Origin of the sequence: Flavobacterium sp. (genome assembly GCF_027490375.1) — a bacterium.
In the GTDB taxonomy this organism is placed as follows: domain Bacteria; phylum Bacteroidota; class Bacteroidia; order Flavobacteriales; family Flavobacteriaceae; genus Flavobacterium.
This window is the reverse complement of record NZ_JAIXYH010000008.1, coordinates 58,678-75,904: the sequence shown is the minus strand read 5'-3', so window position 1 is coordinate 75,904 and position 17,227 is coordinate 58,678. Positions and strand designations below refer to the sequence as shown.

The window sequence follows — 17,227 nt, the reverse complement described above, 5'->3', positions numbered from 1 at the left end:
GAAAACAGTGCGTCGAAGGCCGATACAATTTTTCAAACGGTTTGATACGTTCTGTGTTTTCTTCATCAGCCAAACATTCCACAAAATTCTGTGAGCTTCGGCGTTTTCTGTGTGCCTAAAACTATTGCCTGAGTTCGGCTTTTGCGGCGTTGTGCCCATTGTGGAATACTTAGTGAAACATTGTGCTCCAAAGGTGCCTGAGCCTGTCGAAAACAGTGCGTCGAAGGCCGATACAATTTTTTAAACTGTTTGATACGTTCTGTGTTTTCTTCATCAGCCAAACATTCCACAAAATTCTGTGCGCTTCGGCGTTTTCTGTGCGCTTAAAACTATTGCCTGCGTTCGGCTTTTGCGGCGTTGTGCCCATTGTGAAAAACTTAGTGAAACATTGTGCTCCAAAGGTGCCTGAGTTTGTCGAAGGTCGGTGCCTGAGCTTGTCGAAGGTTGGTGCCTGAGCTTGTCGAACGCCAATCTTTCAATCTTTCAATCTCGAAATCTCCAACAATAATCAAAACAAATCGCAGTTTTAAATACACATCATTTGCAGCACCAAATACCAAATCATTCATCCCCCCAACCTCCTCATTCCTTAACATCACTCAAGTACCAAATTAGCTATCTTTGGCGCCCGTTAGTTGTTATCTCTCTACCATGAACAAAGTTCTTCTTACCCTCTTTACAGTCCTTTCCCTAAATACACTACTCGCGCAAACTAAAGTTAGCGGGATCGTTGTCGATCAAAAAAATAAACCCGTTGCCTACGCTACCGTCGGATTTCCAGGAACCTCCGAAGGTGTAATCACCAACGACGATGGTCGGTTCTACCTCGAATCGAACGAAAGCCGAAAAGTGCTTCAAATCTCGTTCTACGGCTACGAAACCGTCGAAATTCAACTCGATAAAGCCGTAAATTACGACATGAACATCGTGCTCAAATCCGTCGAAGAACTTCAAGAAGTAAAACTGTATGCCGGAAAAACGTCCAAGAAAAACAATCCGGCAATCGATATCCTCCGTAAAATCTGGGCACGAAAACGCAAAAACGGGCTGCGTATGTTCAAACAATACCAGATGGATAAGTACGAAAAAGTCGAATTCGACATGAATACTATCGACAGTTCATTCATGAAAAGCCGCATTTTTAAAGGAATGGAGTTCATTTTCAACTCCGTCGATACGTCAAAAATCACCGGCAAAACCTACCTACCCATCTTTATTAACGAAGCACTTTCAAAAGTCTATGGCGACAATACCAAATCAAAAGTAAAAGACGAACTCATCGCCAATAAAAATTCCGGCTTCTCCACCAATCAGCAAATTATTGCGTTCATCAAAGACCTATATAACGAATACGACATCTACGAAAATTACCTGAAATTCTACGATAAAGCATTTACATCGCCCTTGTCGAGAACAGGTATCGATGTTTACAATTACGTCTTGGCCGACAGCGCATTCATCGATAAAAAATGGTGCTACAACATAGTTTATTACCCACGACGCAAGAACGAACTCACCTTCAAAGGCGATTTCTGGGTGAACGATACCACTTGGGCGATCAAAGACATTAACATGCAGGTGGTTAAAAGTGCCAACATAAACTGGGTGAAGGAAATTTACATCGAGCAACAGTTCGATGTGCTAAACGATTCGGTATTCCTGCTCACCCGCGATTACATGCTCACCGATTTCGCACTCAACAAAAAGGAAAAATCGAAAGGCGTGTACGGAAAACGAACAACCATGTACCAAAATCACGTGTTCGATAAAGAATTGCCCGACGAATTCTACAAAGAAAAAGTGAACTACTACAACGAAGAAGCCTATAATCGTTCCGACGAGTTTTGGGAAGAAAACCGCTTCGAAGAACTCAATAAAGACGAAAAGGGCATTTACAAAATGCTCGACACACTTAAAACCAACAAAAAGTTTAAACAGCTGTACGATTTGGTGGCCATTCTCGGAAGTGGTTATATTCAGAAAGGCAACATCGATTTCGGACCTATTTTCTCAACCTTAGGTTACAACGAGGTCGAAGGAATTCGCCTCCGTTTTGGCGGTCGAACATACTTCGGACCAAACGATCGCTGGCGCATACAAGCCTACGGTGCCTACGGTTTTAGCGATAATAAATTCAAATACGGCGTGTCGGGTAAATACCTGATCGATCCGAAAAGCCGACTCATCATTCAAGGTGGAAACCGACGCGATATAGAGCAAATCGGAGCCAGTTTAACAACCACAAACGACATACTCGGCCGCAGTTTTGCCAGCTCTGCACTCTTCGTTAGCGGAAATAACGGCAACCTCACCAACATCAACCTCACCAACGTAGCGCTCGAAATTGAGCCGGTAAAAAACCTAACTTTTTCAGCTGGTTTTAGCTTTCGTACACTGGTTTCGGCCAACGATACGTTTAGTCTGGCCTATTACACCGATCTCAACCGAACGCAAATTAAAGAGCGTACTACCCAATCGGAAGCTAACGTTTTAGTTGATTATACACCGCGACGTAAAACCGTGGGCTATGGCGTTGAGCGCAGCATTGTCGATAGTCCGTTTACCCGAGTTTTTGTTAACTACACGCAGGGTTTGAAAGGGGTAATGAATTCCGATTTCGAGTATCAAAGAATTCAATTATACGCGAAACAACCTATGAATATTGGCGGTATTGGTCGCCTAGACGTAATCACCGAGCTTGGAAAAACCTACGGCTACGTTCCGCTCGGATTAATGAGCATCGTTCCCGGTAACCAAACGTATTTTACCATCGAAAACACCTTTAACTGCTTGGATTTCTACGAGTTTCAAGCCGATACCTATGCGACGTTTCAGTTGCAACACAATTTCGGCGGACGAATTTTCTCGAGAATTCCGTTCATGCGTAAATTAAATTGGCGTGAAACCGTGGGTATTAAAGGCGTTTACGGAACTATTTCGCAAGAAAATCGCATCATCAACGAGCCAAGCGGACTCATTTACCAAGCGCCCGAAGACCTGTACTGGGAGTATAACGCCGGTATTGGAAACATTTTCAAGGTGTTCCGCATCGAGTTTGCGTGGCGCGGCAGCTATATTGCACCAGGTTCCACGAATTTCGCGATAAAAGGCGCCTTCGGATTTTATTTTTAAGAAAAGTATTTTTTTAGGCGGCTTTTCCGGCTATTCACTGCAAGCTGCCCGGCGTTCGGTTGGCAAAAAGTACGCAAAGATTTTGTGCTTCCGTTGGTCGCAAAAACTTTTCGCTTTTTGCAGCAACCGCACTTAGGCAGGCTTTTCGTTGCTATCCGGGCCGCAAAAATCGTGCGCGAAAAAAACCACGTAAAACACTAGTAAGCAATCTATTAGTTTCTTGCAAGGCGTATAATGTAAATAACATGCCTTACTTTAACATCGATTTATTACTTTTGCGCGTTTTAAAATGTTAAAAATGGACAAACTAATGATTTACTTGCCGCTTGTAATGGCAATTTTAGGTCTCGTATTTATGGGAGTTAAAGCGTTATGGGTAAACAAACAAAACGCTGGCGACGCCAAAATGCAAGAAATTTCTAAAAGTATTCAAGAAGGTGCAATGGCTTTCCTTAAAGCCGAGTACAGAATATTGGCAGTATTTGTAGTTATTGCCTCTGTAGCACTTTTTGTAGTGTCGCAATTGGTAGAAACTTCACACTGGATGATTGTTGTTGCTTTCGTTTTTGGTGCAATTTTCTCTGCTTTAGCCGGTAATATCGGTATGCGTATCGCTACAAACTCAAACGTAAGAACTACACAAGCTGCTAAAACAAGCTTGCCACAAGCCTTACAAGTTTCCTTCGGTGGAGGTACGGTAATGGGTCTTGGCGTTGCTGGTTTGGCTGTTCTTGGTTTGAGTATCTTCTTCTTGATATTCCTAAACCAGTTCATGGGCGTTGAAGGAAAATCATTTTACGATAATATGACATTAGTACTCGAAACGCTTGCAGGTTTTTCACTTGGAGCGGAATCGATTGCACTTTTTGCACGTGTAGGTGGTGGTATTTATACTAAAGCTGCCGACGTTGGTGCCGACCTAGTAGGTAAAGTAGAAGCAGGAATTCCGGAAGACGATCCGAGAAACCCAGCAACAATTGCCGATAACGTAGGTGATAACGTAGGCGACGTAGCCGGTATGGGTGCCGATTTATTCGGTTCGTATGTTGCTACCGTTTTAGCTTCTATGGTATTGGGTAACTACATCATTAAAGATATGACCGACGCATCGGGTACGCCATTTACCGATAATTTCGAAGGTCTCGGACCAATTATCTTGCCTCTAGTAATTGCAGGTGTTGGTATCTTGGCTTCGATCATCGGAACATTCTTTGTTCGTATCAAGAGCAACGACGCTAAAGAAGCACAGGTTCAGGCGGCTTTGAACTTAGGAAACTACGTTTCGTTAGGTTTAACGGTAGTTGCTTGTTGGTTCCTTATCGATATGATGTTGCCAGAAACTATTTCAATGAACTTCTTCGGAGAAGGTATCAAAGAAATCCCATCACGTCACGTATTCTATGCTACTTTGGTTGGTTTAGGTGTAGGTCTGTTTATTTCTGCCATCACCGAGTACTACACAGCTTTAGGTAAAAAACCGGTACTTAGTATCGTACAAAATTCATCAACAGGAGCTGCAACCAACATTATTGCTGGTTTAGCAATCGGTATGAAATCAACTTTTGGTTCTGTAATCTTATTTGCGGCTGCAATCTGGGGTGCTTACGCGCTAGCAGGTTTCTACGGTGTAGCTATCGCTGCATCGGCTATGATGGCTACTACAGCAATGCAATTAGCGATCGATGCTTTCGGTCCGATTGCCGACAACGCTGGTGGTATCGCTGAAATGAGCGAATTGCCAAAAGAGGTTCGTCAGCGTACCGACGTTTTAGACTCAGTAGGTAACACTACAGCTGCCGTGGGTAAAGGTTTTGCAATCGCATCTGCTGCACTTACTGCGCTTGCACTTTTCGCTGCTTACGTAACATTTACAGGTATCGACGGGATCAATATCTTCAAAGCCGACGTACTAGCTGCGCTATTCGTAGGTGGTATGATTCCGGTAGTATTCTCTGCTTTAGCGATGCAATCGGTTGGTAAAGCTGCAATGGACATGGTTAACGAAGTTCGTCGTCAGTTCCGTGAAATTCCGGGAATTATGGACGGTACTGGAAAACCAGAATACGGAAAATGTGTGGATATCTCTACCAAGGCAGCACTTCGCGAAATGATGTTGCCTGGAGCTATTACGATTATTACGCCAATTATCCTTGGTTTTGCCATGGGTGCCGAGGCTTTAGGAGGTTATATGGCTGGTGTTTGCGTTTCGGGCGTACTTTGGGCTATTTTCCAAAACAACGCCGGTGGTGCTTGGGACAACGCTAAAAAATCGTTTGAAGCGGGTGTACTAATTAATGGTGAAATGACCTACAAAGGTTCTGACGCGCACAAAGCAGCAGTAACTGGTGATACCGTTGGTGATCCATTTAAAGATACTTCGGGTCCGTCTATGAACATCTTAATCAAATTAACGTGTTTGGTTGGTTTGGTTATTGCACCACTATTGGGTCAAGGTCATGCAACAACAAAAGAAGTTGCTGCATCTTGTTGTACAGAAACTTCGGCACAATGTGCGTCGATGAGTATCGAAGAGTGCAAAGCTAAAGGCTGTAAAAATGGTAATTGTAAAGTTATTTCGGCTAAAGAAGAAACGGTGATTACTGAAACTGAAGGCGATGCTACCACTACAACAACGGAAGTAACGAAACAAGAGGGAACAAAAGTTACTGTTGAAAAAACGGTAACCGTGGAAACAAACGAAGCCAAGAAGTAATTCCTGCTTCGTAATATTTCAAAAAAAGCTGCCTCACCAAAAGGTAGCTTTTTTTGTTTCGGATGTTGCAGCCCGGGTTGCAGCGAAAAGCCTGCCAAAACAAAAAGCCAAATAAAAACCAAACCCGCACAGCGACCAACGGAAGCTCGTGCGGGTTTGTGTTTATAACCTGAGTTTGATTTAAAAATTGAAGTCAGAAAACAGATAAATGGTTGATTACAAGGCAGATTTGTTTTGGTATACTGTAGTATCGCAAAAAAATCTAACGAAGTAGGCAGCCGTTTATCTGTTTAGCGTTAAAGTTGTTCCTTTCATTGCTTTTTGATTTCACTATTTATTGATTTCAAGCGATCTGACAAAGATTTTTAATCTAAATCAGGTTTTTAGCGCGTTTTGTGCGGCAGCTTGCAGCGGAAAACCGGAAATGCTGCCCAAACGATAGCGGATTTAAAACAAGCCGTTTAGCTCGGTATCCACTCGTGTGATGATTGTACCTAAATCTTCGGGATTGTTTACAAAGTCGATATTATCTACGTCGATGATGAGCAATTTGCCTTTATCGTAGCCGTGAATCCATGCTTCGTAACGCTCGTTGAGTCGGCTAAGGTAATCGATCGAAATGCTGTTTTCGTACTCGCGTCCACGTTTGTGAATTTGACCGACCAAATTTGGGATCGAACTGCGCAGATAAATGAGTAAGTCGGGTGCTTTTACAAGTGTTTCCATGAGTTCGAACAGCGAGCTGTAGTTTTGGAAATCGCGGTTCGTCATGAGACCCATGGCGTGCAAATTAGGCGCAAAAATATGAGCGTCTTCGTAAATAGTTCGGTCTTGGATGATTCGTTTACCGCTTTGGCGAATTTGCAGAATTTGGCGAAAACGGGAGTTTAGAAAGTAAATTTGTAAGTTAAACGACCAGCGCTCCATTTGGTGGTAGAAATCGTCGAGATACGGATTATCAACCACATCTTCGTAATGCGGTTCCCATTTAAATTGCTTGGCTAATAATCCGGTAAGTGTGGTTTTTCCGGCACCAATATTGCCGGCAACTGCTATGTGCATTAAGGTATATTTAGGTAATAAACTTTGATTTGACTTTCGGTAAAAATAGCTAAAAATTGACCTTTAACGGCAAAAGATTGGAAGTTGTTAATCGGTAATTCCAGGTTTTTTATCTGTTTATTTTTATAGTCGAATGTGAAAATTTTTCCGTCGAAACTGTAGATTAAACCGTAATTTTCCAACAATTGCAGCTGCTCAAAGGCCGGAATGGCTAGGTCGGAGCTCATGTTTCCGAAGAAGTTTAGTTTCCACAAGTAGTTTTCGGCGTCGTTCCAGTACAGAAAATTTAAATCGGCCGCAAACCAAGTGGCGTTTAAGCGTAAATTTTGTGTAAGTGGTTGCAGTTTTCGGCTTTGGAGTTCGTAGCGGTAAATTTTCTGATCGGTTTCGTTGCAAATCCATAAATTGTTCTGCGCTGCCGTAAATACCGCCGAAGCTACGAGATTCGGAGCGAGTTGTTGAAACGATAAAGTTTCGATTTCGTTGAATAAGTTATCGAGTATAATGGCTGCATTAAAATTCGGATAAAAGAGCAAAGGTTTCAGCGGATTTTGCAACTCGATGTTTTGCGGAGCACCCATGCCTGTATTTTGGTAAACGTATTTGCGGATAGAATCGCGCTTGGTAACCACGCTTCCCATAAAGGTGTAAACAGAACCGTATTTGTCGATAGCTGCCAGCTTTTCGCCGTATTCCAACGGAATATCTCGAAGCCATTTTACCGACTGTGCTTGCGCGGAAAGCCCAGAAACAAGTAGTAAAAGACTTGCTATTAGCTTGGTACACGGTATCTTTCTTAACATGTTGGATTAACAGTTTAACATTTTTATGGTAACAATAATCAAAGTCATTCGTCATCTTTGCTTACAGCTAAAGTAACTAAAATGAAAAACCTGCTCACTTCCTTCTTTCTTATTTTAACAACTCTGGTTTTTGCTCAGAAAGATTTTCAGGGTTATGTGGTTTACGAATCAAAAACGTCGGTTTCTGATTTTAAGTTTGGTGGTAATCGAGAAATTACGCCGGAAATGCAGAAGATGATTGATGAGCGCATGAAAAAATTGTCTGAAAAGACATTCGATTTATACTTTGATTTAAACGCCAGTATTTACAAAGAGCAAGAAAAGCTCGAAACGCCGGGAACTCAAGGCGGTGGCTCTATGCGTATGATGGCCAGTTTTGCTGGTGGTGGCGGAACATTTTACAAGAATGTTAAAACCAAAAACTACGTGGTGGACAAAGAGATTTTCGGAAAAGAATTTTTAGTGAAAGACTCTTTGCCAAAATACGATTGGAAAATGACGGGTGAGTCCAAGAAAATTGGGAACTATACCTGTTTTAAGGCTACGGCTAAAGTAAAACCTAGCCAATCGGATTTCCGAAACATGCGTCGAAAAAAGCAAGAAGAAACTACCGACGAGAAAAAGAACGACCGACCAACGAATTTCATGGATCAAATGGAAATGCCTACCGAAATCGAAGTCGTTGCTTGGTACACGCCAGATATTCCAGTAAGTCAGGGTCCGGAAATGTATTACGGATTGCCTGGTTTGATTTTGGAAGTAGCTGCTGATAAAACAATCATTCTCGCCTCAAAAGTGGTGCTCAACGCGAAAGACAAAAAGGAAATCAAGGCACCTACAAACGGGAAAGAAATCAACCAAAAAGATTTCGACGAAACGGTTACCAAGAAAATGCAGGAAATGCGCGACATGTATCAGAACGGTCGTGGTAACCAAATGCGCATTCCGAGATAGCTTGCCGTTTAAGTTTTTAGATGTTAAATTTTGGTTGTACTGTAACAACGCGACAGTTGCGTACACCAATGTTTTAAGTAATTCACTAAAACTTATAGTAAAAGCTAATCTTTTTGATATGAGAAAAACACTACTACTTATTGCATGTACGTTTGGTTTAACGGCTGCTTGGGCTCAAGAATTTCAAGGAAAAGCCGAATATTTCTCGAAATTGATTATTAAGTCGGACATTACCCTAGGCGACGATTCCGTAAAAGAAAGTCTAGGTCCGGAGTTTGAGCAATCGATTAAGGATGCGCTAAAATCGGCAACAGAAAAACAATATACACTCACATTCAATAAAGTAGAAGCAGTTTACGAAGAGAATCAGCAACTCGAAAAACCTTCGGGTGCCGCAGCGGGTATGGGAATTTCGATAAGCATACCGGGTAGCGGAAAAAAGTACCTAAATCTGAAGAAAAAGGAACTTTTAGAAGAAGAAGATATTTTTGGAAAAGAGTTTTTGATTTCCGAACCACTCGAGCAACTAAATTGGAAACTCGGAACAGAAACCAAGAAAATTGGCGTGTACACCTGTATGAAAGCCGAGTTAGTTATTCCCGTTACCGAACAAGAGCGCAAGGATTACGCCGACTTCTTAGAGCGTGAAAAGAAGAAACCGTCTGTATTTAAAATTCCAGAACCAAAAGATCGCGTGGTAGTTGCTTGGTACACACCTGAAATCCCAGTGAGCTTTGGCCCAAAGAATTATTGGGGATTACCCGGTTTAATTTTGGAGTTGCAAGAAGAAGAATTGGTGATTTTGTGCCAAAAAGTAACCTTGAATTCTAAAGAAAATTTTAAAATCAAAGCGCCAAGTACAGGCGAGAAAGTTTCTCGTAAGAAGTTCGAAGAAATTCAGCGGAAGAAAATCGAAAGCATGCAAGATTCCGATGGAAATATAATCTTCATGTCGGGAAACTAACGATTTAAATCATCAATCAATGCGTATATCCTTAATCATCATTTTTGTTTTTTCGACTCTTTTTTCTTTTTCGCAAACAGTTCGTATTGAAGGTATTGTAACCGACTCGATTAAAAGTCCGATTGAATTGGCTAACGTCATGGCTGTTAACGTCGATTCCCAATCAATGGAATCCTATTCGATAACTAGCGATAAAGGCCGTTACTCACTAAATGTTAAAGCCAACAAAACGTATTTGCTGCGAATCAGTTTTTTGGGATACCGCCCGAAGGAACTAACTTTAGTGGTTGGAAACGAGAATGTTGTAAAAAATATTGTTTTAGATCCGGATAGTGTAGAGTTAGAAGGTGTCGAGATTGTAAATGAGATGCCGGTTTCTATTAAAGGCGATACGATTGTTTACAATGCCGATTCGTTTACTTCGGGTACAGAACGCAAACTTGAAGATGTTTTGAAAAAGTTGCCGGGCGTGCAAGTAAATGCCGACGGACAAATAGAAGTAGAGGGAAAAACCGTTCAGAAATTGATGGTAGAAGGAAAAGACTTTTTCGATGGCGATACGAAGTTGGGTGTTAAGAATATTCCTGCCGATGCGATTGATAAAGTGCAAGTACTCCGAAACTACAATGAGGTCGGTGCATTGAAAGGTTTGGAAAACAACGAAGAAAACGTTGCAATGAACATCAAACTCAAAAAAGGAAAGAAGAATTTTTGGTTTGGTGATGTCACTGCCGCTGGCGGACCAGACAAACGCTACATTCTTAACCCAAAGCTGTTTTACTATTCGCCCAAGTACAGCATTAATGTGATTGCAAATACAAATAATGTAGGCGAATTACCACTAACTACACAGGATTACTTCAAGTTTACGGGCGGTTTTCGGAATATCATGGGAAAAGGAGGGAGTCGCTTTAATGTAAGTAGTAACGACTTAGGTTTACTCGGACTCCGAAACAATCGTGCGGCCGAGATTTTAACCAAATTTGGTGCAACGAACTTTTCGTACAGCCCGACGTCAAAGCTTACGTTAAGTGGTTTTGCTATCTTTTCACGATCCGACACACGGTTGGAAACCGACAGTCGCTTGCAAATTGTTCAAACCGGCGACCGACAGCTAACGGAAGAAAATGCCGATCAGAGCAATAAGTTGGGATTGTTTAAACTCAGCGCCAGCTACAAGCCTAATTCTAAATTGCAAATTGATTACGATGCGTTAGGTAAATTGTCTGATCAAAGTGAAGGAACGAGTTTGTTTCGCCAGATTCTAACATCGCAAGGCAACCGCGACGAGCAAATTTTCACCGATAAAACACAAAAACCAGCGTCCTTGAACCAGAATTTTGCTGCTTACTACACCTTGTCTGACAATCATATTTTTGCAGCGGAAGTGCAACACTTGTACCAAGATGAAGATCCGATGTATGCAGCCGATTTAGGAGAAAATCCGTTTCCAGATAATACAACAGGCAACGACGATTTTAATTTAGGAATCGTCGATCAGCCTTCAGGACGTTTCAATTTGTTCCAAAACCGATTTATAAAGACTAATAAGCTCGACGCGAAAATTGACTATTACTACGTATTAACACCGAAGAGCAACATCAATCTTACGTTGGCAAATACGTATTCCAATCAGCGATTAACGGGCGATTTATTTCAACAGCTCGACAACGGTACCACGGAAGATTTAAACCCGGTTACCGACAACGATGTACGATACCGATTTATTGACAGTTATCTTGGCTTACACTACAAATTGCTTTTTGGCAAGTTTACTGTCATGCCGGGCGTAAGTTATCATCGGTTTTCCCTAAGAAACGAGCAACAAGGAACGCTTTACAACCAAAATTTCGACCAACTATTACCTGATTTTTATGCCTTATATCAGATTAAGAAGTCGGAAACCTTGACGTATAATTACGCATGGACGAATAGCTTCACCGATGTGAGTCAGCTTCCAGAAGGCTATATTCTTACGAACTACAACAGTTTATTTCGCGGATTGCGAAGCATACAGAACGCCACTGCACAGTCGCATTCGTTGCGCTATTTCCGATACAACATGTTTAATTTTGAAAACATCTTTGGATTTTTGAATTATACGCGAACGCTAGATGCTGTGAAGCGAAGTGCGTTTTTCGATGGCGTGAATCAGTTTTCAACACCATTTAATTCGCCGCGTGTCGACGAAGCTTTAAATGGTAGCGGATCGTATGGTCGTTCTTTTGCTCGATTCTACAAGGCTTCGCTAAACATTTCTATGAATTGGTCGAAGTTCAATAACTTACAGAATGCCACTTTTATTACAACCGAAAGTTTTACACAAAGCTACACCTTGCGCGCTTCAACCAATTTTAAAAACGCACCGAATATCGAGTTTGGTTACGGATATACACAAAATGACTATCAAAACCAGACGTTCATTACCGATCGGCCGTTTGTAAATCTCGATTACTATTTTGCCGATGGATTTTCATTTGTTGCAGAATATGAGTTTTTCCACTACTACAGCCGAGATAAATCGGTAAATAACGAATATGATTTCCTTAGCGCAAGTTTGTCGTATTTTAAGAAAGGAAGTAATTGGGAATTCAAACTTTCGGGAACTAATTTATTGAATACGACTTCATTGAACGACGATAGTTTTTCCGAGTTTTCGTTCCGAACCAGCCAATATCGTGTACAACCGAGGTTTTTGTTGTTTAGTGTGAAGTATAATTTGTAGAAAGTTTACATTACCACAAGCACGGGCACGGACCTTCTTTAGGAATGCGTCGGAAGAAAACGTATTTATAGTAACGCTTGTATTCTGCGAAAGCGGAAGTTTTTAAATCGGGAATATCAATTTTTTTTCCGCGATAAATTAGAACTGCAGGTAATTTATCTTTTGGAAAACGAGTCGCATAATACCGTAAAAGAACGGCCAATTCCTGTTTTGGTAAAAGATAGCCTTCCAGTTTTTCACTTTTTAATTCATTTGGCATTTGTACAATTTCAACATAGTCTTCTTCCCAATTGGTGATTTTTGTTTGATTAGTTGCTATTAAGAAGTGATTGGAGCGCGACTTTTCAGTAATTAAATTAGAAAACATTGTAAGGTTTGCTGTATTTCCCAGTCCGAAATAAGGTCGGATAGACCATATGGTTACTGCCAGAGGAATGCAGAGAAGCGCTACTCTTTGGGAATTTGAAATCCGATATGCTATTGTTTCGGTTCTAAAAATAGAGATAAACAAGAATAGTACGCCTATGGTGTATATGAGTCCGTGAACAATAGTGCTGGTAGTTTTGGGAACCGCTTGAACAGTTAAAAGTGTTTCAATCAAAACAGCTACAATAACTAAGCTAGAATAGATTTTAAAAGAGCGAATAATTGATTTATCTAAAGGTTTGTCGGAAAAGTCCAACAGACAACCAGCTAGCAAAAAGACAGCAAAAGAACTAAAGTCGGCGAACACCCGAATACTGAGATACGTGTGAAACAGTAGTAAAATAACAGCAGCTGATTTTCTAAAGTTCTTAAAAAGCAATCCAAATGGTACGATCATCTCTACAATAAAAGTTGCAACAATTAGTGTTTTTAAAACAAGGTTGCGTTTTAATTCGAGTGTTTGCGTCGCAAAATCGATTATCAAATCATTGATAGATATTGCACAGCTGGTTTGAAGGTTAAAGTAGTCGGCGTTGAGTTTGTGAAATCCAGCATACCAATAAATGCTGATCAGGGTAAGCCTAAATATTGTTGGTGTTAGTGGTGTAGGGAATAGCTTTTTGCGGAAGAGAACAAACCAAGCTAGACCGAAAAATACGGCTGCAATCGTAAAAAATTCAAGCACAGAGTGGTTCGCCAGTCTTGGAAAACTCAATGCATAGTACAAGGCTGCAATGAATAGAGAGCAAAGGGATGCAAAATAGTATTTAGGTCTCCAGGCTTGAATTCCCAGTAGTACAATTGAGACGTATTTAAACCATAACATGAATCCCGATTTATCATGAAAGTTCATTACTGTGGCAGCGCTCAAAAGCCCTAGTATAAGATGAATTTGCTGGTTTTGTATTTTCTGAAGAAGTATCCGCATACAATTCAATTACTTCAGGCTAAACTAATATATTTTACAGCGGTTTGAAAAAACCATTTTATCATTTACGGATTTATGTGCAAAACGTAGGGCTATTGCTGAGGTAGTTTTTGATTTACGTAGTTTGATCAATGAGTCAGGCAATAGGCGGCAACCAAATTTAATAATCAAAAAGACCGATTTTTTTAAATAGCGGTTTTAGAAAAAAATCGAATATGCCATGATTTGTGTTTTTCATGAAAGTGCACAATAAAAAAGCCTCCCGAAGGAGGCTTAGTTTTATAATCCAAAGGCTTGTTTGATATCGTTTACGCGATCTAGTTTTTCCCACGTAAAGAGATTAACGGTCTTTGTAAGCAATTTTCCGTCTGGACCCAAGAACGTTTTTTCTTTGGTTTCCGGACGGCGTCCCATGTGTCCGTAAGCTGCCGTTTCTTGGTAGATTGGGTTGCGTAACTCCAAAGATGTTTCGATACCGTATGGAGTTAAGTCGAATAATTCTTGCACTTTTTCTGCAATTTGCGCATCGTTCAAAGATACAGTTGCTGTTCCGTAAGTATTTACGTAAACGGCCATAGGTCGGGCAACCCCAATTGCGTAAGAAACTTGAACAAGCACTTCGCTAGCAACGCCCGCAGCAACTAGATTCTTTGCAATATGTCTTGTTGCGTAAGCTGCCGAACGGTCTACTTTACTTGGATCTTTTCCAGAGAAAGCGCCTCCACCGTGTGCTCCTTTGCCGCCGTATGTATCTACGATGATTTTTCTTCCGGTAAGTCCGGTATCTCCGTGTGGTCCGCCAATAACGAACTTCCCAGTTGGGTTAACGTGGTAGGTAATTTCGTTGTTGAATAGGTGTGCGTATTCAGGGTATTTATTCAGAATTCGCGGAACGAGAATGTTTTTAACGTCGGCCTCGATTTGTTTTTGCATAACGGTTTCATCGGCATTGAAATCGTCGTGCTGTGTAGAAAGAACAATGGTGTGAATACGATACGGTTTGTTGTTGTCGTCGTATTCCAAAGTAACTTGTGATTTGGCGTCTGGGCGTAAGTATTTGATTTCGTTATTTTCGCGACGAAGCTCAGCTAATTCTTGAAGCAATTTGTGAGAAAGGTCGAGAGCCAAAGGCATGTAATCGGCAGTTTCGTTGGTTGCATAACCAAACATCATACCTTGGTCGCCAGCTCCTTGTTCTTTCGGGTCTTTGCGTTCAACGCCTTGATTGATATCGGCCGATTGCTCATGCAGCGCTGACAAAATTCCGCAAGATTCTGCATCGAATTTGTATTCACTTTTGGTGTAGCCGATTTTGCGAATAACCTCGCGAGTTATTTTTTGTACATCGAGGTAAATATCCGATTTGATTTCACCTGCTAAAACCACCTGACCTGTAGTAACTAGAGTTTCACAAGCTACCTTCGATTGTGGGTCTAGCGCCAGGAAATGGTCGATTAAAGCGTCTGAAATTTGGTCTGCGATTTTGTCTGGATGACCTTCGCTCACAGATTCGGATGTAAAGAAATATGCCATTATACTTATAATTTAAGTGGAGGCTGATTGCGGGGGCTAAAGAAGGGAGGTAAGGCACTGCTTTAGCATTTTTTTTACGAGGTTGCAATCAGATCAAATTTTTCCTCCTGTATTTTCGACCGCAAATGTAGATTTTAACACCGATTTATCCAACATTTTTTTTTGAGAAATGGTTTTTTATTGAAAAATCAATACTTTTACCGTTGAATTTAATATTAAATAAGGATTATGAAAAAACTATTACTTACGCTGGCATTTGCATGCTATGGTATTGCAGGATTTGCACAAGCAAACTGTGCAGGTGCTGTAAACATTACTGCGAATGGAGTTTATACCGTAGGAACAATCAACGGAACCTATCCAGGTGCCATTTGTTTCACTGGTACATTCACCGGACCAAACGCACTTTGGTACAAATTTACGCCAACAACAAACGGAATCTTAACTGTTTCTTCGGATATCGATGCGAATCCAGATGGAGAAACGGGTACAGATTCTCGATTAAGCATTCTTACTGGAGCTTGTAACGCTCTAACTTGCGTTGCAGCTAGCGACGACGTTTCAGTAGATCCGCCAGTAAACTACCGTTCAAAAGTTCAAGATTTACCTGTTACCGCAAATACAACCTATTATATTGTGTGGGATGACAGATGGAGTAACTTAGGTTTCTCATTTGAACTTACTTTCACACCACAAACTTGTATTGTGCCAACTGCATTCACCTTTTTAGCATTGCCAACTGAAACAACTGCTTCTTTAGGTTGGACAGCTCCTACCGCTGGTACCGCTCCTCAAGGCTATCAGTTCGAATATGGTGTTCAAGGTTTTACTCAAGGTACAGGAACTATTTTGAACCCAACTACAAATCAAGTTCAATTGGCAAACCTTTCGCCAAGCACAATCTATAGCTTCTACGTTAGAACTTTTTGCGGTGGAACTGACTACAGTATTTGGCAAGGTCCAATCTCTTTCGCTACTCAATTTAATGCGACTACGATTCCTTACGATATGAGTTTTGATACAACAACGAATCTTGACTTTATCGGTTGGTCATCAACAATTACTGGAAACGCTGAAGACTGGTTTATCCTTGAGCAGGCTGAAACTAGCGAATTAAACAACGATGGTACAAACTCAATTGTTTCTATCGCTAGCACTACAGGTCCAACTAACCAAAGAATTTTCTCTCGTGGAATTCAACTTGGAGCTGGTGATCAAGTAGAAATTTCTTATGCGTACAGAAACTTTGTTAGTGCTGCAACAGCAACTAATACTTCAAGCTACGTGTTAACTGCTGGAAATGCACCAACGGTAGCTGGTCAAACAATAATCTTGAATTCGCAATCAGATATTGCAAACGTTACCTTTGAGCAAGCATCAACTATTTTCTCTGCTCCTTCAGCAGGTGTTTATTACTTTAGCTTCTTACACGATTCTCCACAAAATACAGGAACTGCTACGCACGCTCTTGTGTTGGATACATTAACATTTAGAGCGCCTCTTTCTGTTAACAATCCTGATGGAACTAAATTAGCAGTATTCCCTAATCCAACTACAGATATTCTTAACATCACTAACCTAACAAACGGTTTTGCAAGCGCAAACGTAACCGATTTGAACGGACGTGTTGTTAAGTCGGTTGCAGGAACTGTGGCTAACGAGGCGCAAATCTCAATCGCAGACCTAGCAGCTGGTATCTATTTGTTGAACGTAACTTCAAACGAAGGTTCTGTTTCGACAGTAAAAGTTGTTAAGAAGTAATATCTTCTAGATATGCTATAAAAGTCCGCTTCGGCGGACTTTTTTTTTGCATTATACCAAACTGTGTTGTTTCTTTGCAGCGTTCTTTAACATACCGACTGTTATCACGAAAGCTCGAGGGAATAGACCCTATGACAGCTTAGCAACCCTTTACCATAAAGAAGGTGCTACATTCTAGTCTAAATTCAGACACAGATAACCTAAATTCCATTTTCTGGGCTTTCGT

At 41.1% G+C, this 17,227-nt stretch carries 10 protein-coding genes and 1 riboswitch; of the genes, 6 read left to right on the top strand and 4 right to left on the bottom strand.

Going from position 1 to position 17,227, the window contains the following annotated elements; translation table 11 throughout:
* The first annotated feature begins 651 nt into the window (after nucleotides 1–651).
* Both Q0064_RS01305 and Q0064_RS01300 read left to right on the top strand, forming a co-directional pair.
* Nucleotides 652–3,132 (top strand): DUF5686 and carboxypeptidase-like regulatory domain-containing protein, encoded by a 2,481-nt coding sequence (locus tag Q0064_RS01305; RefSeq protein WP_298143114.1) that lies wholly within the window; start codon nucleotides 652–654, stop codon nucleotides 3,130–3,132.
* Between the two features lie 298 nt (nucleotides 3,133–3,430).
* Entirely contained in the window at nucleotides 3,431–5,845 is a 2,415-nt protein-coding gene (locus Q0064_RS01300; protein WP_298143112.1) for a sodium-translocating pyrophosphatase, read from the top strand.
* A 447-nt stretch (nucleotides 5,846–6,292) separates the two neighbouring features.
* Here Q0064_RS01300 and Q0064_RS01295 read toward each other — a convergent pair whose 3' ends face one another.
* Both Q0064_RS01295 and Q0064_RS01290 read right to left on the bottom strand, forming a co-directional pair.
* On the bottom strand, nucleotides 6,293–6,907 hold the full coding sequence (locus tag Q0064_RS01295; protein WP_094485518.1) for a deoxynucleoside kinase: 615 nt from the start codon (nucleotides 6,905–6,907) through the stop codon (nucleotides 6,293–6,295).
* The gene (locus Q0064_RS01290; RefSeq protein WP_298143107.1) at nucleotides 6,907–7,710 is read right to left on the bottom strand and encodes a hypothetical protein; all 804 of its coding nucleotides are present in this window, start codon (nucleotides 7,708–7,710) and stop codon (nucleotides 6,907–6,909) included. The genes Q0064_RS01295 and Q0064_RS01290 overlap by 1 nt, the downstream gene beginning before the upstream one ends.
* A gap of 81 nt (nucleotides 7,711–7,791) precedes the next feature.
* On the opposite strand from Q0064_RS01290, the gene Q0064_RS01285 reads away from it, so the two are divergent.
* From Q0064_RS01285 to Q0064_RS01275, 3 genes are all read left to right on the top strand, one after another.
* On the top strand, nucleotides 7,792–8,664 hold the full coding sequence (locus tag Q0064_RS01285; RefSeq protein ID WP_298143105.1) for a GLPGLI family protein: 873 nt from the start codon (nucleotides 7,792–7,794) through the stop codon (nucleotides 8,662–8,664).
* Between the two features lie 118 nt (nucleotides 8,665–8,782).
* Nucleotides 8,783–9,628 carry a GLPGLI family protein gene (locus Q0064_RS01280; RefSeq protein WP_298143102.1) on the top strand — a complete coding sequence of 282 codons (846 nt, stop codon included), beginning with the start codon at nucleotides 8,783–8,785 and terminating at the stop codon, nucleotides 9,626–9,628.
* 19 nt (nucleotides 9,629–9,647) lie between these two features.
* Nucleotides 9,648–12,353, top strand: coding sequence for a TonB-dependent receptor (locus tag Q0064_RS01275; protein WP_298143099.1), 2,706 nt, complete (start codon nucleotides 9,648–9,650; stop codon nucleotides 12,351–12,353).
* Between the two features lie 10 nt (nucleotides 12,354–12,363).
* On the opposite strand, the gene Q0064_RS01270 is transcribed toward Q0064_RS01275, so the two are convergent.
* Nucleotides 12,364–13,605 carry a hypothetical protein gene (locus Q0064_RS01270; RefSeq protein ID WP_298143095.1) on the bottom strand — a complete coding sequence of 414 codons (1,242 nt, stop codon included), beginning with the start codon at nucleotides 13,603–13,605 and terminating at the stop codon, nucleotides 12,364–12,366.
* A 381-nt stretch (nucleotides 13,606–13,986) separates the two neighbouring features.
* Complete coding sequence (gene metK, locus Q0064_RS01265) at nucleotides 13,987–15,240, bottom strand: methionine adenosyltransferase (RefSeq protein WP_298143092.1); 1,254 nt, start codon at nucleotides 15,238–15,240, stop codon at nucleotides 13,987–13,989.
* 228 nt (nucleotides 15,241–15,468) lie between these two features.
* Here metK and Q0064_RS01260 point away from each other — a divergent pair, with 228 nt between their 5' ends.
* A complete protein-coding gene (locus Q0064_RS01260) occupies nucleotides 15,469–17,001 on the top strand; it encodes a T9SS type A sorting domain-containing protein (RefSeq protein WP_298143089.1) in 1,533 nt (510 codons plus the stop codon).
* Nucleotides 17,002–17,099: 98 nt separating this feature from the next.
* Nucleotides 17,100–17,203, top strand: a riboswitch (SAM riboswitch).
* Nucleotides 17,204–17,227 lie beyond the last annotated feature (24 nt).

Bases quoted from the DNA above. Each gene is read 5' to 3' on its own strand.
- Q0064_RS01305 (WP_298143114.1), top strand. From the start codon at position 652: ATGAACAAAGTTCTTCTTACCCTCTTTACAGTCCTTTCCCTAAATACA.
- Q0064_RS01300 (WP_298143112.1), top strand. From the start codon at position 3,431: ATGGACAAACTAATGATTTACTTGCCGCTTGTAATGGCAATTTTAGGT.
- Q0064_RS01295 (WP_094485518.1), bottom strand. From the start codon at position 6,907: ATGCACATAGCAGTTGCCGGCAATATTGGTGCCGGAAAAACCACACTT.
- Q0064_RS01290 (WP_298143107.1), bottom strand. From the start codon at position 7,710: ATGTTAAGAAAGATACCGTGTACCAAGCTAATAGCAAGTCTTTTACTA.
- Q0064_RS01285 (WP_298143105.1), top strand. From the start codon at position 7,792: ATGAAAAACCTGCTCACTTCCTTCTTTCTTATTTTAACAACTCTGGTT.
- Q0064_RS01280 (WP_298143102.1), top strand. From the start codon at position 8,783: ATGAGAAAAACACTACTACTTATTGCATGTACGTTTGGTTTAACGGCT.
- Q0064_RS01275 (WP_298143099.1), top strand. From the start codon at position 9,648: ATGCGTATATCCTTAATCATCATTTTTGTTTTTTCGACTCTTTTTTCT.
- Q0064_RS01270 (WP_298143095.1), bottom strand. From the start codon at position 13,605: ATGTTATGGTTTAAATACGTCTCAATTGTACTACTGGGAATTCAAGCC.
- metK (WP_298143092.1), bottom strand. From the start codon at position 15,240: ATGGCATATTTCTTTACATCCGAATCTGTGAGCGAAGGTCATCCAGAC.
- Q0064_RS01260 (WP_298143089.1), top strand. From the start codon at position 15,469: ATGAAAAAACTATTACTTACGCTGGCATTTGCATGCTATGGTATTGCA.